This window comes from Finegoldia sp. BIOML-A1, assembly GCF_009678325.1.
GTDB lineage: Bacteria > Bacillota > Clostridia > Tissierellales > Peptoniphilaceae > Finegoldia > Finegoldia magna.
Genome location: NZ_WKZF01000003.1, coordinates 163,686 through 183,961, shown reverse-complemented (window position 1 = coordinate 183,961; position 20,276 = coordinate 163,686). Strand labels below are relative to the sequence as shown.

The following is a 20,276-nucleotide window of genomic DNA, read 5'->3' as shown; positions in this document are numbered from 1 at the left end:
TTTATAAACTATTTACTCTTTTTCTTGTTAACTGCTTCTTTTAAAGATTTACCAGCTTTAAATACAGGCGCATTTGATGCAGGAATTTGAATTTTTTCTTCAGGATTTCTTGGGTTTCTTCCTTCACGAGCTTTTCTTTCTCTTGATTCAAATGTACCAAATCCTACTAATTGTACTTTTTCACCTTTTGCTAATGTTTCTTCAACAGTTTTAATGAATGCGTTTAAAGCTCTTTCGCTTTCTACTTTTGATAGCTCACTTTTTTTAGCTATACTAGTTAATAATTCAGATTTATTCATCTTTTCCTCCTTAAATTTTCAAAATAGTTAAAACCTATTTTAAATACAGTATACAGTAATATTTTTTTTATTTCAAGTGTTTTGACTGAAAAAACAGCGTTTTTTTATTAAAAATTAGTAAATTTTTACGCCCATATCCTTTTTTTGTTTTTCAAATTCTTTTTGAACTTTTTCTTGGATAATTTTGTTGGAAATTGCTGTCTTAACATTTTGTTTATTTGCATCAGTCATCTTATCTAATTCAGTAACTTTACTGTTAAGTTTGATGATGTGATATCCAAATTCTGTCTTAACAGGTTTTGAAACTTCACCTGGTTTCATTTTCTTTAATGCATCAGAAAATTCTTTTACCATTGTAGATGATAAGAAATCACCTAATTTACCAGAATTTTGCTTAGCTGATGGATCTTCTGATTTTGCTTTGGCAACTTCATTGAAGTTCTTACCATCTTTTACTTCTTCGTAAGTTTTGTTTGCTAATTCTGATTTTGCTTTAAGCTTAGTGTCGTCCAAGTTTTTACCCTTGTCATCCTTACCAGAAAAAAGAATGTGATCTGCGTTATATTGAGTATAAGTGTCTAAGTTTTTGTCAAATTCGTCTTTGATTTCTTTGTCAGATGGTTTGAAGTCTTTTTCAAATTGTTGAGAAAGTTTTTTGTTCTTCAATTGTTTTTCGATTTGTTCTTTCAAAGCTTGTTCTGTCATATTTTCTTTTTTAAGTTGTTCTTTGAATTTGTCTGCTCCACCTAATTGTTTTTGAAGCTTGTCAACTTCTGCTTGAACTTCCTTATCAGACACTTCAATTTTTTTATCTTTCATTAATTTGTTTGCGATTTTTTCGTTAATTAGCATATCAATGATTTTAGGTTGGATTTGCTTCAAAGCTTCCTTACCTTGTTCAGTGTTAGGGTTGAAAATATCTTGTCCATAATATTGTTTGTAATCTTCCATTACCTTGTCAACATCTTTTTGGTAGATGTATTCTTTGCCAATCTTTGCCACTGCTCCGTCTGGTTTTTTAGAACATCCTGTTACCATTACCATCATCACAGCTAATACAATTGCTAAAAATTTCTTCATTTTTCCTCCAATTATTTCTCATTATCCTTCAAAAGTATCGATAATACTTCGATAGGATCTCTTAAATTTTTGTCCTCAAATCCCAAAATGATTTTAGGTTTTTCTGACAAATCAAATCTCATTTCTTTTTTGTAATTTTCTGTCAAGTATTTTAATGTTTCTAATGAAATTTTGTCAGGAGAAGAAAATTGCAAGAAAAGTTCTCCCTTTATTTCTTTTATACTTTCAATGGACAATCTCGCGCAGAACGCTTTGATTATAGATACATCCATTATATTAACGATAGGCTTAGGAACATCTCCAAACCTGTCGATTAATTCATCAATTATTTCAGAATAATCATCTTCATCTTGTATAGATGCGATTTTTTTGTAGATATCAATCTTTGTTTCATTCTCAGAAATATAATCTTCAGGAATGTATCCGTTGACTTTGATTTCGATTGTGACTGTATTCTTATTTTCAGAAATAGTTTCTCCCTTGGCTTCTCTGACTGCTTGTTCCAAAAGCTTCACATACAAATCATAACCGATTTTTGCGATGTGACCATGTTGACTTTCTCCCAAAAGATTTCCAGCTCCTCTGAGTTCCAAATCCCTCATTGCGATTTTAAAACCAGATCCAAATTCTGTAAAGTCTTTTATTGCCATAAGTCGTTTTTCGGAAATTTCGGTCAATGATTTTTGCCCTTCATATGTGAAATAAGCAAACGAAGTTCTATCAGATCGTCCAATACGTCCCTTTAATTGATACAATTGCGACAAGCCCATCTTATCTGCATTATAAATTATCATTGTGTTGACATTTTGTATATCAAGACCTGTTTCTATAATAGTTGTGCACAATAGTAAATCATAAATTCCATCTTGGAAGTCGAGCATTACATTTTCTAGCTCTTTTTCATTCATTCTTCCATGAGCTATCGCTATGTTTAATTCAGGAACCAATTCTTTCAATTTAAATTCCATCTGATCAATATCTTCTATTCTATTATACACAAAATATATCTGTCCACCGCGGTCTAGTTCTCTGATTATTGCATCTCTTATCAAACTAGGATTGTACTCTGTAACATAAGTTGATATCGGAGTTCTGTCTTCTGGTGGTTCTTCCAATAAACTCATATCCCTAATTCCCGTCAAACCCATTTGTAAAGTTCTAGGAATTGGAGTTGCTGACAGTGTAAGCACATCTACGTTTTCTCTCATAGATTTTAATTTTTCTTTGTGTCTCACACCAAATCTTTGCTCTTCATCAATTACTAATAATCCCAAATCTTTGAACTTCAAATTTTTCGACAAAATTCTATGAGTCCCCACCAATAAATCTACAAGACCTCTTTGCACATCCTTCATTATTTGTTTTTGACGTGCTGGAGAGACGAATCTGCTCATCATTTCAACTCTGATAGGATAATCTCTGAATCGTTCTTTAATTGTGTTGAAATGTTGTTGTGCGAGAATTGTAGTTGGAACTAAGAATGCAACTTGTTTCCCGTCCATTATAGCTTTAAAACAAGCTCTGATTGCAACTTCTGTTTTTCCGTAACCAACATCACCACACAATAACCTATCCATTGGTCTGTCAGATTCCATATCGGTTTTGATTTCTTCAATGGATCTTACTTGAGAATCTGTTTCTTCATAAGGAAATGAATCTTCAAACTCCCTTTGCCATTCAGTATCTTGAGAAAACTGATATCCTTTTAATTTGGCTCTTTTTGAATATAATTCAACCAAATCATCTGCCATTTCATCGACTGATTTCTTAGCTTTTTGCTTTGCCTTTGCCCAATCATTTCCACTTAATTTATTTAATGAAGGCTTTTTGATGTTGCCACCGCCGATGTATTTTTGGACCAAATTCATCTGATCCGTTGGAATCATCAGCCTGTCATTTGCTTTATATTGAATTACAATGTAATCTTTTTGTATTCCATTTACATCGATTTTTTCAATTCCCTTGTACTGACCAATCCCGTGATTTTCGTGTACCACGTAATCATCGATATTCAAATCAGAATAATTTACAATATCCTGACCGGTACTTTTTTTCTTCTTACGTTTTCGAATTTGTTTTTCGCGTCCGAAAATTTCCTTATAAGTAATTATCAAATACTTAGGATCTTTTATTTCAAAACCATTTGGCAAATTCTTCTGAGTAATCAAAACCTGCGACGATTTGATATTTGCATTATAATCTTCAGCTTCAAGAGTTGGAATTCCATTAGTTAAGAACAAATCCTTGAGCATATTTTTTCGTTCGACATTTGCCGCAAACACGATTTGCTTGAATCCCCTTAAACTGTTGGATTTGATATTTTCAACCAAACTGTCGATATTCTTGTTAAAGTTTGGCGCTTCCAATGTTTTAAACTGATACATCGCATTTGATTCGATAAGTCTAGTTCTTTTGACCAAACTTGTAATGTTGACAGAAGTTTTCGCTTTTATCAATTTCAAAATATCGGAAATTGGAATAAGTGATTGTTCGTGCTTGGATAAAACTTCTCCTTTTTCAACCAAATACACGAAATCTTCCAAAAATCTCTTTTCTTTTTCCTTGTAAATATCATAACATCTGGACAAATCTTCAATCAGCATTATGCTGTCATCTAAAAAATAATCAAACACAGTATCATAATCTTTTTTTGTAAGAAAACATGATACCAAGTCGATTTCGTATTCCAAATCACTCCTGATGTATTCCATCAACTTTTCGAATTTGTCCTTGACGTTGTCTACATTTTCTCCAAAAATCGGATGATTAACCCTTTTATCCAGATTTTTCTGAATAGAATTAATAATGGATTCTTTCTTTGATTCTTCAATAATTAATTCGCTGCAACTAATGATGTCGACGAACTTGCAATCTTCAATTGATCTTTGAGTTGATACTTCAAAAAACCTCATAGAATCTATCTCGTCATCGAACAATTCAATTCTCACAGGAAATCTGCTGTGTACTGGAAAAATATCTACAATTCCACCTCTTATGGCAAATTGTCCCTTGGATTCTATGGTGTCTACTCTTTCGTACTTCAACACCTTCAACTTTTCTTGAAGTTCTTCCAAATTTATCAAATCAGTATCTTTGATTGTAAATGCGTATTTTTTTGCTACAGATTTTTTTGTGATTTTCTTCGTTAAAGCATCAAATGTAGTAACTATGATGAATTTTTCGTTGTTTAATAATTTGAACAACACATTTACTCTTTGATCTTCTGCATTATCGTCCAGTGATCTTGCGTTGTACAAGTTAAGTTCTCTGCTTGGGAAAAATTCACAAATATTATCTTCAATATCATTCAGATATTCTGTCAAATTTCTCGCTCTCATATTGTCTTCTACAACTACGACAAGAGGTTTGTCTATGTTTTTGGATGTTGCATACACAAAACTTGCAAAAGCTTCCTTAATGACACCGTGAATGTAAATAGACGAATTATCAGATGATAGCGAATTTAAATATCCCTGAAATTCTGTGTTATCCTCGTAAATTTTAGTTAGAAAATTCATATCAAGCTTTTCCCATTGAAGTTGTTCATAGCATAATCGACATTTTCTTCTACTATTTTGATAGCCGCATCACTTGACATGTCAATTTCTTTTTCTAAAACTTCGAATTCCTTCTTGCTAAATTGTGACAACACAAAATCCTTCAAATCGTAATTGTTGTCATTTTGACCGACAGATACTTTTATTCTTGCAAAATCTTGAGATTGAATAAGATATATAATGGATTTTAACCCATTGTGAGTTCCTGCAGAGCCTTTCTTTTTTATCCTAATAGTTCCGAAAGGAATATCAATGTCATCGCAAATAACAATGAGATTTTCTGCTGATAAATTATAATAATTAAAACAATCCAAGATAGCTTTTCCAGAATCATTCATGTAAGTTGAAGGCTTCATCAAAATCACTTTTTCGTCTCCGATAAATCCCTCACCAATCAACGATTTGAATTTTAATTTGTTCACCTTAATATTCAATTTTTTTGCCAAATCATCTATAACCATGAATCCGGCATTGTGTCTTGTGTATTCGTACTTACTTCCTGGATTACCCAGTCCTGCGATTAAATACATATAATCATTCCATTTCTATCTTTTTTTATTATAAACCCAATCTTTTTTGTTTTCTTGGCGGCTTCTTCCAATTGAAAGTGCACCTTCTTCAACATCCTCAGTAATTGTAGTACCACAAGCAATGAAGCTGTCCTTTTTCAAAGTCACAGGAGCAATCACATTTGAATTAGAACCGACAAACACATTGTCTTCAACCACAGATCTGTGCTTGTTCTTGCCGTCGTAATTTACGAAAATTACTCCACAACCGATGTTGATATTTTCCTTCAAATCACTATCTCCAACATAAGCCAAGTGACCTGCTTTTGTTTTATTGCCAACAGTTGAGTTTTTGATTTCAACAAAGTTTCCAATATGAACATTTTCTTTCAAAACGCTGTTTGGTCTCAAATGAGCAAAAGGTCCGATGTCCGTATTTTTTCCTACGACAGAATTTTCGATGTATGATGATTTAATAACCACGTTGTCATCGATTTTAGAATCCACGATTTCGCAATCGCCCTTAATCAAACAATCACTGCCTATTTCTGTGTTTCCGTAAATCCTGCAAGGTCCAATAATCACAGTGTCCCTTCCGATTTTTACAGATGGTTCTATGATTACAGAATCCGAATTAGAAATAACAACGCCTTCTTCCATGTATTTTTCATTAACTCTTTGTTTTAAAATTTCTTCACAGAAATACAATTGGGCTTTTGTATTTATTCCATAAGTTTCGTTTACATCAGAATGTTTAAAAGTTTTGATAATTTTGCCGTCATTTCTGATGATTTCGAAAATATCTGTCAAATACATCTCGCCTTTTGAATTATCTGTACCGATTTTTTCAATCGACATCTTCAACACATCGCCATTCACAATCATCATGCCGCTGTTGAATTCTTTTATTAATAATTGCTCATCGTTGCAGTCTTTTTGCTCAACGATTTTGAGCAAATTACCCTTTTCGTCCTTTACAATTCTTCCATATCCAAATGGATCGTCGATTTCACTTGTAAGAACTGTTGCAACGGAATTTTGTTGTTCATGGAAATCAAAAAACTTCTTCAACGTTTCTTGCTTTATTAATGGAGTATCTCCCGTTAAAATAATAACTTTATCGCCGTCATTTATTTCATCTAAACATAATTTTACGGCATACCCTGTTCCATATGGATATTGTTCTCCTATATTTTGTTTTACTAGATGAATACTTTCATCTAAGTTTTCTCTTAAAATATCGTAATTATTTCCGCCGACTACTATTTTCTGATCCACAAAATCACAAGCATCCATGACATAATCAATCATAGTCTTGTTCAAAAGTTTGTGTAAAACTTTTGAGTTGTGAGATTTCATTCTAGTGCCTTCTCCGGCAGAAAGTATAATAGCTTTCTTCATTATTCATCTCCTAAAAAATTATCACTACCATTATACTATAAAACAGGAATTTTTGAAGCATATAATGTTAAAATAAGTCAAAGATGTCAAATTATTTTCCAAAATTTGATATAATGTATGTGGTGATTATATGAAAAAATGTATATTAGTATTTTTAACATTAACAATGTTAGTTGGCTGTTCTCAAGAAAAAGGTGGAAATAAACCAGTTCCAAAAGATCCAGCACCGCAAGTAAAAGAAAATGCTGAATCTTCATCTAAAGATTTTGAGAAACACGAAGCCACACTTTATGACAAATTTGACACAGTAATAAGATATAGTTTGTATACAAAATCTGAAAAAGAATTCAATGAGTATTCCAAGTTTATCAACGATGAATTTGATAGACTTCACAAACTATACAGCACTTACGAAAATTTCGATGGCGTGGATAATGCAAAGACAATCAACGATAACGCAGGAGTTAAACCTGTAAAAGTCGACAAGGATTTGTTTGATTTAATCAAATTGTCAGTAGAAGATTATTCCAAATACAATAAGAAAACAAACATCGCATTTGGTTCTGTAACTGATTTGTGGAAACAGTACCGAGACAATGCTCTTGAAAAGAAAAAAATAGAAATTCCTTCAGCAGATGTTTTGAAAGAAAAAAATCTTCACACAAGTATCGACAACATCGTTTTGGATGAACAAAATAGCACAGTTTTCTTGAAAGATAAAGATTCAAGACTAGATTTGGGTGCCACTGCAAAAGGATACGCCACAGAAAAAATAGCCCAAGAAGTAGAAAAACGTGGACTAAAATCGGGAATTATTTCAGCAGGTGGAAACGTCAGAACAATTGGAAAACCAATTATAAAAGGAAAAGACAGCTGGGTAGTTGCAATCCAAAATCCTAATTTGAATGAAGAGCCAGACAAACAATACGTCGCAATCTTGAAAATACCGGAAACAACATCTATGGTTACAAGTGGTGATTATCAAAGATTTTACGTTTACAACAACAAAAAATACCATCACATAATTGATCCAGATACACTAAATCCAGCAGATCATTTTAGATCAGTAACAATCGTCACAAAAGATTCTGGACTTGCAGATTTTCTATCTACAACAGTTTTCGTTATGAATTACGAAGAAGGTAGAAAATTGGTGGACTCTATCGATGGAGTTGAAGCATTTTGGGTATTAGAAAACAACGACATCAAATACACTGACGGCTTAAAAGACATTATGGAACTAGAACAATAGAATCAATAAAATAGTATGATATTTTATTGAATATGTGATAGAATATTATTGTTATTAAATCAAACATAAGGAGGATTTTTATGCACCCAATGATAAAAAGATTTGTGGATTCAGAGTTTTTAGATGAACAACAAGCAGAATTCATCGAAAAAGCAATTGAAAACCACGAAAATATTATTATTTCAGGACATAGATCAACAGGAATCAGACAATTATTAGCTATTATGATGGGCATTGCTAAGAAACAATTCAAATCAATTCAAGTTAAAGGATTAGAAAGCATGGACGAAGATGCTGAATACTATTTAATTCCTGGTATCGACACAGAAGAATTCGAAGATATCGTTCAAAAAGCATTCGATAAACCAAATTCTTCACTAATCACAATCAAAGAACCAGAACACCCATACTCAATTATGAAAATAATGAAAAAAGGTGGAAAAAATTCAGGAGATTACACAAAAGTTGTAAACTTCTTAGAAGCTCGTAAAATCGATGGCGTTCCATTCATGATTAGTACAACAAAAATGACTTATAATGAAAAACATGGAATCGACAAGGATAAAGTAGAAAGATTCAAAGCTTTCTAATAATTGATTAATTAAATTAAGAGATAACTCGTTGTGAGTTATCTCTTTTTTTGTTTAATAAAAAAACTGATGAAATACACGTTTCACCAGTTAAAAATTTATTATCTATTTTATTGTCTATTAATCAGGAATAAATGAACCTTCTGATTTGTCGTTTTCAAGCATATCTTTTAATGTGTACCATGAAAGAACGGCACATTTTACTCTTGCTGGCAATGTGGATATGCTTTGGAAGCACACTGCATCTTTCAGAACTTTTAGTTCTTTCCTATCAGTGATTTCTCCTTTTATCATGGATATGAATTTATTGCACAAGTCTATTGCATCACTTACTGATTTTCCTTTGATTACATCGCACATTATGGATGTGGATGCTTGTGATATAGCACATCCCATTCCAGTGTATGCAATGTCTTCAATTGTATCATCTTGAACTTTTAATTGCAATGTGATTTCATCTCCACAGCTTGGATTGTGTCCCAACTCACAATGAGTTGGATGTTCCAATTCACGTCTGTTTGATTTATCCCTGCTTTTTTCCAATATTAATTCTGTATATAAACTACCTAGTTCCAATTCTCATCAATCTCCTTACGTCTTCAAGATGTTCAATGAAAAAGTCAACTTCTTCAAATGTATTATAGAATGCAAAGCTTGCTCTGCATGAGAAATTTGTCTTCAAATATCTGTGAAGTGGTTGTGCACAATGGTGTCCACTTCTAATTGCAATTCCGTAACTATCCATAATACTTGCAACATCATGTGGATGAGCTTCTTTGAAGTTAAAATCTAAAACTGGAGATCTGTGAGTGTCACTTGTTGTGTAGACATCGATAATGTCGGATTTTTGTTTGATTTTGTCATAAGCATAATCCATTAATGCTTTTTCATAATCTCTAATATTTTCTATTCCGATTTTTTCGATGTAATCTATCGCTGCTATTAATGATTTTACAGATCCTACATCTTGTGTTCCTGCTTCAAACCTTCCTGGAGCATCCAAGTACGATGATTTATCTTCAAACACATATTCAATCATATCTCCACCGTACAAGAACGGCTTTAAGTTGTTCAATAATTCTTTCTTTCCATAAAGTATTCCGACTCCCATTATGCTAAGCATTTTGTGACCTGAAAATACTAAGAAATCACAACCTAATTGTTGTACGTCAACTTTATTATGTGGAATATATTGTGCAGAATCCACGATGCATATACAATCTTTGTTAACTGATTTGACGTATTTTATCATTTTTTCAACTTCAGGCATAGTTCCCACTACGTTTGATGCTTGTGTTATTGAGAAAATTTTCGTCTTCTCAGTGATTGTTTTCTTGAATTCTTCAAAATCCAATTGCATATTTTCTTTGTCAACATACAAGTATTTTAGTTTAGCCTTAGTTTTCTTGCACACTTCTTGCCAAGTTACTAAATTACTGTGGTGTTCCATTATTGATATGACTATTTCATCGTCTTCTTTTAAATATTCATAGCCGTACGAATAAGCTAATAAATTCAAAGATTCTGTGGTGTTTCTTGTGAACACTACTTCTGAAGAATCTGCTGCGTTGATGAATTTGGCGATTTTTTCTCTTCCAGATTCGTAAACATCTGTAGATAAAACGCTCAATGTGTGTGCTCCTCTGTGAGGATTTGCATTTTCGTATTTGTAAAATTCACTTACGCTATCTATGACTTGAATCGGTTTTTGGCTGGTAGCTGCATTGTCCAAATAAACTATCGGATTTTTGTATTCTTTATCCAAATACAAAAAGTCCTTTCTTATATCTTCTACTTGTTTTTTATCTAACATCCAATTCCCTCTTTGCCATTTTTTCTCTGATGAATGAAAGTAGTTTGTTTTCCAAGTTTTCGTCATCTAATCTGCTTAATGATTCGCTAAATTTGGATTCAACTATCATACTTTCAGCTACATCTCTGGATATAGCACGGTTCATTATATAAAATAGCATATCAGCATCTATCTTACCTGCACTTGCTGCGTGATTTCCTATTACATCGTCTTCTCCTGCTAAAAGTATTGGAACTGACAAGCTTTTTGCATCATCTGATAACAATACTGCGTATTCTTCTTCAGTTCCTGTGGAACCCATGGATCCTTTTTTGAAATCAAGAGTTGACTTGAAGTTTTTATAAGATGATTCTTTTAGTGCACCATTTACTATACATGAAGATTTGGATTCTTTGCCGAAATGATTGATTTCATAAAGCATATTCAATGAATTATCTCCATGTGTGAAGTAAATACTGTTGATATCCAAGTTAGAATGTTTGCCATTCAAATTAGCTTTAGTATTGACATAATTGTCCTTGCTTCCTAATTCGTATTGGCTTAGGATGACGTTACTTTCTTCATCTAAGTTTAATATTACTGATTCCAATGCTGTGGTGTTTTTTTCTGTTTGAATAACAAAAACTTCCACATTGCTGTTTTCTTTGGCATTGATTTCTATTACTGAACTTCTGAATTTCTTATTGTCGTCATTGTCTCTGTAATCAAGTACAACTCTTAAGCTTGAGTTCTTTTCGGCTACAATTTTGTGAGTATCCAACAAAATATCATATTCTCTGTCAGTTACCAAATCGATAATTCCGAAATCTTTTACTTGATTTTCTTCTGTCTTATATTTTTTGAATAGATTACCTGATTTTTCGTTCATATTCAAAGCTTCTTGACACACGCCAAAATCTTTGTTGTCTAATGATTCTACTGGATCAGAGTCTATTCTGTATTCTTTTATATCTATATCTGGAAGATTGATTTCTGTATCGTTAACCTTCAAATATTTGAAAGTTTTAAATCCCAGTTTATTGCCTTTAATTTGTTCCATATACAACTCCTATCCTATGCTTCCTTCTAATTCAAGATTAATTAAATTATTCATCTCAACCGCATATTCCATAGGTAATTCCTTAGCTATTGGTTCCGCAAATCCACGAACTACCATTGATTTTGCTTCTTCTTCTGGAATACCTCTTGTCATCAAATAGAAAATAACTTGATCATCTATTCTACCGATAGATGCTTCATGTCCCAAATCGACATGTTTATTTCCTATTTTAACAACTGGAATTGTATCTGATCTACTTTCATTATCTAACATTAACGATTCACAACTTACTGATGATTTTGAATCGTAAGCATTTTCTTTTATATCTACTAAACCTCTGTAAACACTGATTCCACCTGATTTAGAGATAGACTTACTGTTTACATAGCTTGTTGTGTGAGGGGCTGCGTGAATCATAACAGCACCTGTGTCTAAGTTTTGGTCACGTCCTGCAAATGAAATACCAGTGTACTCACTGCTTGCACCTTCTCCCTTTAAGACACTTGATGGGTAAAGCATAGATACCGCTGATCCAAATGAACCAGAAACCCATTCAACCTTACCATTTTTTTGAATGATTGCTCTTTTTGAGTTTAAGTTGTACATATTTCGTGACCAGTTTTCGATTGTTGAAAATCTAAGAGTAGCATTTTCTCCAACAAAGATTTCAACTGCACCAGCGTGTACATTTAGTGCGTTATATTTTGGAGCTGAGCAACCTTCAATGAAGTGACAATAACTGTCATCTTCTACGATAATCATTGTATGTTCGAATTGACCTGCTCCTGGAGCATTCAATCTAAAATAACTTTGAAGTGGGATTTTAACATCTACTCCTTTTGGAACATAAACAAATGATCCACCTGACCACACTGCATAGTGAAGTGCTGCGTATTTGTGTAATCTTGGTGTGATTGATTTTGCAAAATATTGTTTAACAATATCTTCATGTTCTCTAAGAGCCGTATCAAAATCTGTATAAATAACCCCTTGGTCTACCAAAGATTGTTGAATGTTGTGATACACAACCTCACTATCGTATTGTGCACCAACACCGCTAAGCATCATTTCTTTTTCAGCTTCTTGGATACCTAACTTATCAAAAGTATCTCTGATTTCATCAGGAACTTCGTTCCAGTCGCTTGATCTGTCTGCATCAGGTCTAATGTATGTTGTGACCTTATTCATATCAACGACACTCAAATCCGGCCCCCATTCAGGATCTTCTGAATTGTAAAATATTTCAAGAGCTTCCAATCTTTTTTCGAGCATCCATTGAGGTTCATTTTTTTCTTCTGAAATCTGTCTTACAATTTCAGGAGTCAAGCCCTCTTCAGTTTTTCTTCTAAAAGTAAATTTATTCTTGATGTCATAGATACCTCTATCCATTTCATCGACTTGAGTCTTCTTTTTAGGTGCCATTATTTCACCTCTTCTCTAATCCAATTGAATCCTTTTTCTTCAATTTGATCTAAAAGTTCGCTAGAACCTTCTTTTACAATAGTGCCATCCATGATTACATGAACGAAATCTGGCTTAATTTCTTTTAAGATTTCCTTGTGATGTGTGATTACAATAACTGAATTATTGTCATGTAAGAATTCCTTTACACCTTTTGATACAGTTCTAACAGCATCAACATCAAGACCAGAATCTGTTTCATCAAGGATTGCTAGTTTTGGTTGTAGCATTAACATTTGTAGAATTTCGTTCTTCTTTTTTTCACCACCGGAAAAACCGACATTCAAATATCTGGAAGAATATCCATGATCAAACTCAAGTATATCCATATTATCTTCCAGTTCTTCTCTGAATTCTAAGAATCCTATATTTTCATCAGTTTTTGCTATTTTGGCAGATCTGATGAAGTTTTCTACACTAATGCCTGAAACTTCCATTGGATTTTGGAAAGACATAAAAATACCTTTTTTGGCTCTTTTATCTGTTGATAAATCCATAATACTTTCACCATCAAGTAAAATATCACCTGAAGTAGTTTCATATTGTGGATTGTTCAAAATAACATTGGCTAAAGTTGATTTACCAGAACCATTTGGTCCCATAATAACGTGAACTTCACCATAGTTTATATTTAAATTTATGTTTTTTAATATTTCTTTATCTCCTACCCTTGCGGATAAGTCTTTAATAGTTAATAAATTTTTTGACATAATAACCTCCTTACAGTTATGTAATAAATATATATATAAGAGATCCTTATGTCCTACTATATTATACACGAAAAAAGCAAAATAGTTAAGCCTTCAAACAAAAACCTACTATTTTACTACGCAATTTCGTCTTCGTCTATAAATTCCGAATAAACTTCCTTGAAATTCATAGAACTATCGAACTTTTCGCTTGCTAAATTCCAATTCACAATCTCATGTAATTCTACGAATTCATGATCGTTCAAATCCTCTTGAATTAAATCTACATATTCCAAACATTTGTCTTTTAATTCATCAATGCTTTCCATTTCTATAAGAACAATATCTTCTTCATATATAGACACATCTGTCTTGTATTTCAAAATCATTTTTACAGAATAAATTTGCTTCAAATCTTTCTCCTCCTCAACACTCCCATATTTTATACTAATTAATTCATTGTGTAAATAGCTACAGCGAAAAATTTAGATTTTTTAGGCGTTTTTTAAGAATTTATTTGTTTTTGCTAATTTAAAAGCGATAGTTCTCACTATCGCTTTCAAATTTATATATTTCAAATCTCACGCAAATTAAGGAAGGAAAAAACGTGATACCTTATTTTTGTTGTAAAGTACTAAACTCAATATCCAAATCTTTCGTATTGCCATCTCTATAGACAGTTATCTTGCCTTTTTGTTGTGGTCTAACTTCAAGCAATGCCTTCTTCAAAGAACTCATCGTATTGATTTCTTTACCGTTAACTTTTGTAATTATATCTCCTCTAGTTACTCCAGCTTTTTGTGCAGAAGATTCTCTGACAACTTCCACTACATAAATTCCCTTGTCTATAGATAATTTTTGACCAGTAGCTTGTTGAAATGTTTTTACATCAACTCCACTAATTCCCAACTTAACTCCTTCAAAAGAGCCCCCAGAAACTATATTGTCTACTATAGTTTTGGCTACGTTAATAGGAATAGTAAATCCGATTCCTTCTGCTGAAGCTTTTGCAGTGTTTATACCAATTAGTTTTCCTTCTTGGTCGAAAAGTCCACCACCACTATTTCCTGAGTTTATAGCAGCGTCTGTTTGCATCAAACCATCCATTTGTAGGCCATTTTGCAAAGTGATTGTTCTATCTTTTCCTGAAATATATCCACTAGTCAATGTTGATTGCAAATCCAATCCCAACGGATTACCAATAGCAATCGCCTTGTCTCCAATTTGAACCTTGTCGCTATCTCCCATTTCAACTGGTTTTAACCCTGTTAAGTCAGTCTTTATTACTGCAAGGTCCAAAGTTGTGTCATACCACAATAATTTTGCAGATGATTTCTTGCCATTTGTAAGCAAGACTTCGATTTTTTCTGCTTTACCGTCTTGTACAACATGTGCGTTAGTTAAAATATATCCATCTTTGCTAACAACAACACCGCTTCCAACACCTTCTACAACTCTGCCTTGGAAAAACATATTTTCTTGAACACCTACAGTTGTTATACCAACTACAGAATCCAAAGATTTCTTCGCTACGGCATTTTCGGTAGACACACTATTGTTTTTTATAGAAATAGTACTACTTTCAACTTGACCATTTTTGTTAATAGTCTCAGTAATACCAGTCATATTTTTTGCTACGAAATAGCTCATAACCAAAGAATATATTAGTAAAAATATTGTGAGAGCTTTTAACCAACCGATTTTAGGTTTATTCTTAGCTATTTCTTCTTTTATCATATTTTCGACTTTTCTTTCGCTCAAGCCGTCCCTTCTTTTTTTAATGTAATCGTTGTATTCAGAGTATGGGTCTCTGTCCATATCTACACCTCCATATTTGATACTTATACTTTATCAAGCAAATGTGTTTTAACTGTGAGTAAAACAGCGTAAAAGTTTACGAAAAATCAAACTTTATATTTGACTTTCTGTAACCATTAAAAAAATCCCCGTATTAATTTCTCTCGGAAATTAAATACGAGGATTCAATTTATTTGTTAGGGTTCGGCGTATTGATAGATAAACCTTCTAATTGTTCAACAGAATCCATAAACACTTCACTAATAGTTGGGTGAGCGTAAATCATTGCTGATAAACCTTCAACTCCAACGTTATTATTCATAGCAATTGCTGCGAAGTGAATTAGTGTTGATGCATCGTGACCAATTATGTGGCAACCTAAAATCTTAGATAAGTCTTTTGTAGCAACTATCTTTACAAAGCCTTCTGTAGCATTCAAACTCAATGCCTTACCGTTAGCTTGATACATGAATTTGCTTGTTACATAATCTATGTTTTGTTCTTTTGCTTTTTCTTCAGTTAAACCTACAGAAGCAATTTCAGGAACTGTAAACACAACAGCTGGAACTATATCCATGTTGATGTTTTTTTCCTTACCTGAAAATTCTCTTACAAGGTTTTTACCTTGATTACTTGCAACGTGTGCTAATTGAGTGTTCTTATACACACAATCACCTATGGAATATATTCCTTCAACATTAGTTTGTAAGTTTTCATCGACAATTATAGCATTCTTTTCAGTTTTAATATCTGTGTTTTCAATTCCTAGATTATCTATATTGCTGCTTCTTCCACTTGCTACAAGAACGTAATCTGCAAAAGTTTCTTGGAATTTATCTTTGCCAACTTTTTGACTAATGATTTTAAGTCTTCCGTCTTCTTCAACTATTTTCTTAGCATATACTCCAGTAACAAACTTCAAAGTATCGCTTTTTAGAATAGATTTTAGACGTTTTTGGATCTCGCCATCTTCAGTTTTCAACAGTTTGTTACCAACCACAGTAACTTCTGTTCCAAATTGTGAATAGATTGATGCAAATTCCATTCCTATTACGCCAGTTCCAATAACAACCATTGATTTTGGAATTTCTTCTAATTCCAAAAGTCCAGTTGATGTCAAAACTTTAGGATGGTCAATACCTTCAATATTTGTTGGCTTATAGTCTTTGGATCCAGTAGCTATGATAATTTTATCAGCTGTAAGTTCTTTGGTTTCTCCTTCCAAAGTCTTCACAACAACTGTTTTATTATCTTTAAAGCTAGCTTCTCCTCTAATAAAAGTTAAATTATCGTAAGTTTTGAAAAGGTATTCAACACCACTTCTAAGTCTTTCGATAATTTCCGTTTTCCTTTGTTTAATTTTATCGGCTAATAATTTATGGTCATTAACTTCAATTCCAAAAGTTTCTGATTCTTTAATTTCTTTGTACAAATCAGCAATTTTCCATAAAGTTTTAGTAGGTATACATCCTCTATTCAAGCATGTACCACCTACTTCAGCTTTTTCGATTAAAGTTACATTTAAACCGAGCTGGCATGCCCTGATGGCTGTTTCATAGCCACCAGGTCCAGCGCCGATAATAATGATATCTTTAGTCATTATTCTCCTTTTTTGTAAGTCAATATTAACTTCTTAGCAGCTTCTGTTTCATCAGGTCTTCTAACAACAGTTGTAATAGGAGCTTCTAATAATATATCTTTATTTTCTCTTGCTTCTTGTGCAATTTGTTTCATTGCAGCTACGAATTCGTCAAGAGTTTGTTTTGGTTCAGTTTCAGTAGGTTCTACCATTAATGCTTCGTGAACGATTAATGGGAAGTATACTGTTGGTGGATGGAATCCCATATCTAACAGTCTCTTAGCTACATCCAATGTCTTAACTTGACCATCGCAATCATCCTTTAATCCGCCTAATACGAATTCGTGTTTACAGATGAAGTCGTGTGGTAAGTTGTAATCGTCTTTTAATTGAGCTTGTAGATAGTTTGCATTTAATACTGCTGTAGTAGATGCACACTTCAATCCGTCACTGCCCATAGTTAGGATATAAGTCAATGCTCTCATTAAAATTCCGAAGTGACCTTGGAAGTCTTTCATTCTACCGATAGAATGTTCCATGCTGTAATCTAAGAAATATTTATCTCCGTCTTTTTCAACGATTGGTTTTGGTAAATAATCTCTTAAGAATTTCTTAACACCTACAGGACCTGCACCTGGACCTCCACCACCGTGTGGTGTAGAGAATGTTTTGTGAACATTGAAGTGGATTGCATCGAATCCCATGTCCCCTGGTCTAGCGTGTCCTAAAATAGCGTTAGCATTTGCTCCATCATAGTATAGTAATCCGCCAGCTTCGTGAACTATTTCAGCAATTTCTTTGATTTTAGTTTCAAATAAACCTAAAGTGTTAGGGTTAGTTAACATCAAACCAGCTGTTTTTTCGTTTACAACTTTTCTTAAGTCTTCAACGTCTACTACACCATTTTCGTTTGATTTAACTTCTACTACTTTGTATCCTGCCATTGCAGCTGTTGCTGGGTTAGTACCGTGAGCTGAGTCTGGAACTATGATTTCATTCTTTTCAGAATTACCATTAACTTCGTGATATTTTTTGAAGATTGTAATAGCAGTGATTTCACCATGAGCACCTGCTGCTGGTTGTAATGTCATATAATCCATTGCAGAGATTTCGCATAGTGATTTTTGTAAAGTATACATCGCTTCCAATGCACCTTGAACTTGATAGTCATCTTGTTTTGGGTGAAGACGAGCAAGTTTTGGGTTTGCTATGATTTCTTCATTTATTTTAGGGTTGTACTTCATTGTACAAGATCCTAATGGATACATACCTGTATCTACGCCGAAGTTTAGAGTTGAAAGATTAGTATAGTGACGAACTACGTCAACTTCACTAACTTCTGGTAAATCTAATTCTTCATTTGATAAAAATTCTTCAGGAATTAAGTTATCTTTTTCTTCTACGTCTAATTCAGGAAGTTTATATCCAGTTCTACCTGGTTGTGATAATTCAAATATTAACTTGTTATAAGCCATATTATAATACCTCCTTAACTGCTGCTACAAAATTGTCCATTTCTTCTTTTGTTCTCTTTTCTGTTACAGCAATAATTAAACCATTGCCACATCCATCTGTAGCTTCTTTAATGCTAATTCCAGCTAAGAATCCTTTATCAAATAATGCTTTCTTAACTTCTTCAGTGTCTTTGTCAAAACCGATAGTGAATTCATCAAAGAATGGTTTTTCACTAAGAACTTTAACTTTGTCTATTTTCTTCAATTCTTCAAATAGATAGTGAGCTTTTTGTAATGATTGAGTTGCTACTTCTTTAATACCAGCTTTACCTAAAAGTGATAAATAAATACTTGCTGCAAGTAAGTTAACACCTTGGTTTGAACAGATATTTGAAGTTGCTCTATCACGTTTAATGTGTTGTTCTCTTGCCGAAAGTGTTAAAACAAATGATCTCTTACCGTCTTCATCAGTAGTTTGTCCTACAACACGGCCAGGGAATTTTCTAACAAATTCATCAGTAAAGCACATATATCCTAAATAAGGTCCACCATATTGTAAGTTTACTCCGAATTGTTGAGCTTCACCTACAACAACGTCAACATTATATTCAGATGGTTTCTTCAACAAACCTAAACTCATAGGATCTGCTGACATTATCAAGTAGTTTTTCTTGATAGAGTGAGTTAATTCTTCATATTTTTTAACATCTTCGATATATCCGTAATAGTTTGGAGATTGAACGATAACTGTACCTACTTCGTCAGTCATCATTTTTTCCAATTCGTCCATATCTGTTAGTAAATCTTTCATTGGGATAAATTCTACTTCAACTTTTCTATCGTGACAATAAGTCAACAATATTTCTTTTGCTGAAGGGCTAACAGTGTCAGCACATAGAATTTTCGATTTTTTGGACTTTTGGATAGTCATCAAAGCTGCTTCTGTGATAGCTGTTCCGCCATCGTATAAAGAAGCGTTTGATATTGGCATACCAGTAAGGTTAGCCATCATTGTTTGATATTCAAAAATATAGGAAAGAGTACCTTGGCTTATTTCTGGTTGGTATGGTGTATATGAAGTGTAGAATTCACTTCTGCTTGCCATTGCTGGAATAACAGAAGGAACGTATCTATCATAAGCTCCACCACCTAAGAAACAAACCTTATCATCAGTAGATGTGTTCTTAGCAAAAATTTCGTCGAAATATCTCCTAACTTCAACTTCACTTTTTGCTTTTGGTATGTTAAGTTCTCCTTTGAATTGAACATTTTCAGGAATATCTGAATATAGTTCATCAGTAGAGGAAATGCCAATTGTTTTTAGCATTTCCTCAATTTCTTGATCAGTAATTGAGATGTATGGATACATTATAATTCTCCTAAGAATTTTTCGTATTCATCAGCAGTCATTAATTTAGATTCATCGAAGTCTTCGAATTTAACCTTAGCAATCCAGCTTTCGTATGGAGCTTTATTGATGTTACCTGGTTCATCATCTAATTCTTCATTAGCTTCTACAATTGTACAAGCAAATGGAGTATAAACTTCTGATGCTGCTTTTACAGATTCAACACTTGCTACAGATTCTTCTGCATCAATTTCATCATCAACATCTGGTAATTCAACGTATACGATGTCTCCTAAACTGTCTTGTGCATAATCTGCAAGACCAATTTCATAAACGTCTCCGTCTACTTTAATCCATTCATGATCTTTTGTGTACAATAAATCTTTTGCTACTTCTGCCATTTTCTTT

Annotated in this window: 18 protein-coding genes; 2 read left to right on the top strand and 16 right to left on the bottom strand. The window is 33.0% G+C overall.

What is annotated here, in order from left to right; all coding sequences use genetic code 11:
• Window positions 1-8 precede the first annotated feature (8 nt).
• The 5 genes from GKG00_RS04815 to glmU form a co-directional block, all read right to left on the bottom strand.
• Window positions 9-299, bottom strand: coding sequence for an HU family DNA-binding protein (locus GKG00_RS04815; RefSeq protein WP_002835383.1), 291 nt, complete (start codon window positions 297-299; stop codon window positions 9-11).
• 114 nt (window positions 300-413) lie between these two features.
• The gene (locus GKG00_RS04810; RefSeq protein WP_094206926.1) at window positions 414-1,379 is read right to left on the bottom strand and encodes a peptidylprolyl isomerase; all 966 of its coding nucleotides are present in this window, start codon (window positions 1,377-1,379) and stop codon (window positions 414-416) included.
• An 11-nt stretch (window positions 1,380-1,390) separates the two neighbouring features.
• Window positions 1,391-4,897 carry a transcription-repair coupling factor gene (gene mfd, locus GKG00_RS04805; RefSeq protein WP_154254508.1) on the bottom strand — a complete coding sequence of 1,169 codons (3,507 nt, stop codon included), beginning with the start codon at window positions 4,895-4,897 and terminating at the stop codon, window positions 1,391-1,393.
• Window positions 4,894-5,466 carry an aminoacyl-tRNA hydrolase gene (pth, locus tag GKG00_RS04800; protein WP_154254507.1) on the bottom strand — a complete coding sequence of 191 codons (573 nt, stop codon included), beginning with the start codon at window positions 5,464-5,466 and terminating at the stop codon, window positions 4,894-4,896. The genes mfd and pth overlap by 4 nt, the downstream gene beginning before the upstream one ends.
• Before the next feature lie 15 nt (window positions 5,467-5,481).
• Window positions 5,482-6,846, bottom strand: a complete 1,365-nt coding sequence (glmU, locus tag GKG00_RS04795) for a bifunctional UDP-N-acetylglucosamine diphosphorylase/glucosamine-1-phosphate N-acetyltransferase GlmU (protein ID WP_094205427.1) — start codon at window positions 6,844-6,846, stop codon at window positions 5,482-5,484.
• Window positions 6,847-6,976: 130 nt separating this feature from the next.
• On the opposite strand from glmU, the gene GKG00_RS04790 reads away from it, so the two are divergent.
• Together GKG00_RS04790 and GKG00_RS04785 are read left to right on the top strand one after the other, a co-directional pair.
• Window positions 6,977-8,098 carry an FAD:protein FMN transferase gene (locus GKG00_RS04790; protein ID WP_154254506.1) on the top strand — a complete coding sequence of 374 codons (1,122 nt, stop codon included), beginning with the start codon at window positions 6,977-6,979 and terminating at the stop codon, window positions 8,096-8,098.
• 80 nt (window positions 8,099-8,178) lie between these two features.
• Window positions 8,179-8,688: a hypothetical protein gene (locus tag GKG00_RS04785; protein ID WP_094205425.1), complete on the top strand. Its 510-nt coding sequence runs from the start codon at window positions 8,179-8,181 to the stop codon at window positions 8,686-8,688.
• A 120-nt stretch (window positions 8,689-8,808) separates the two neighbouring features.
• Here GKG00_RS04785 and sufU read toward each other — a convergent pair whose 3' ends face one another.
• The 11 genes from sufU to gcvH all read right to left on the bottom strand — a co-directional run bounded on the left by sufU (window position 8,809) and on the right by gcvH (window position 20,269).
• Entirely contained in the window at window positions 8,809-9,264 is a 456-nt protein-coding gene (sufU, locus tag GKG00_RS04780) for a Fe-S cluster assembly sulfur transfer protein SufU (protein ID WP_094205424.1), read from the bottom strand.
• Window positions 9,251-10,501 carry a SufS family cysteine desulfurase gene (locus tag GKG00_RS04775; protein WP_154254505.1) on the bottom strand — a complete coding sequence of 417 codons (1,251 nt, stop codon included), beginning with the start codon at window positions 10,499-10,501 and terminating at the stop codon, window positions 9,251-9,253. Before GKG00_RS04775 ends, sufU begins: the two co-directional genes overlap by 14 nt.
• Window positions 10,491-11,540 (bottom strand): SufD family Fe-S cluster assembly protein, encoded by a 1,050-nt coding sequence (locus GKG00_RS04770; protein WP_154254504.1) that lies wholly within the window; start codon window positions 11,538-11,540, stop codon window positions 10,491-10,493. Before GKG00_RS04770 ends, GKG00_RS04775 begins: the two co-directional genes overlap by 11 nt.
• A gap of 9 nt (window positions 11,541-11,549) precedes the next feature.
• A complete protein-coding gene (sufB, locus tag GKG00_RS04765) occupies window positions 11,550-12,962 on the bottom strand; it encodes a Fe-S cluster assembly protein SufB (protein ID WP_154254503.1) in 1,413 nt (470 codons plus the stop codon).
• Entirely contained in the window at window positions 12,962-13,711 is a 750-nt protein-coding gene (gene sufC, locus GKG00_RS04760; RefSeq protein WP_002835399.1) for a Fe-S cluster assembly ATPase SufC, read from the bottom strand. The genes sufB and sufC overlap by 1 nt, the downstream gene beginning before the upstream one ends.
• A 116-nt stretch (window positions 13,712-13,827) precedes the next feature.
• Window positions 13,828-14,103 (bottom strand): hypothetical protein, encoded by a 276-nt coding sequence (locus GKG00_RS04755; protein WP_002835400.1) that lies wholly within the window; start codon window positions 14,101-14,103, stop codon window positions 13,828-13,830.
• Window positions 14,104-14,305: 202 nt separating this feature from the next.
• Window positions 14,306-15,508, bottom strand: coding sequence for a trypsin-like peptidase domain-containing protein (locus GKG00_RS04750; protein WP_154254501.1), 1,203 nt, complete (start codon window positions 15,506-15,508; stop codon window positions 14,306-14,308).
• A 169-nt stretch (window positions 15,509-15,677) separates the two neighbouring features.
• Window positions 15,678-17,087, bottom strand: coding sequence for a dihydrolipoyl dehydrogenase (lpdA, locus tag GKG00_RS04745; RefSeq protein ID WP_154254500.1), 1,410 nt, complete (start codon window positions 17,085-17,087; stop codon window positions 15,678-15,680).
• The gene (gene gcvPB / locus GKG00_RS04740) at window positions 17,087-18,541 is read right to left on the bottom strand and encodes an aminomethyl-transferring glycine dehydrogenase subunit GcvPB (protein ID WP_154254498.1); all 1,455 of its coding nucleotides are present in this window, start codon (window positions 18,539-18,541) and stop codon (window positions 17,087-17,089) included. Before gcvPB ends, lpdA begins: the two co-directional genes overlap by 1 nt.
• Window position 18,542: 1 nt before the next feature.
• The gene (gcvPA, locus tag GKG00_RS04735; protein ID WP_094206915.1) at window positions 18,543-19,889 is read right to left on the bottom strand and encodes an aminomethyl-transferring glycine dehydrogenase subunit GcvPA; all 1,347 of its coding nucleotides are present in this window, start codon (window positions 19,887-19,889) and stop codon (window positions 18,543-18,545) included.
• Window positions 19,889-20,269 carry a glycine cleavage system protein GcvH gene (gene gcvH / locus GKG00_RS04730; protein WP_002835405.1) on the bottom strand — a complete coding sequence of 127 codons (381 nt, stop codon included), beginning with the start codon at window positions 20,267-20,269 and terminating at the stop codon, window positions 19,889-19,891. Before gcvH ends, gcvPA begins: the two co-directional genes overlap by 1 nt.
• Window positions 20,270-20,276: the final 7 nt, after the last annotated feature.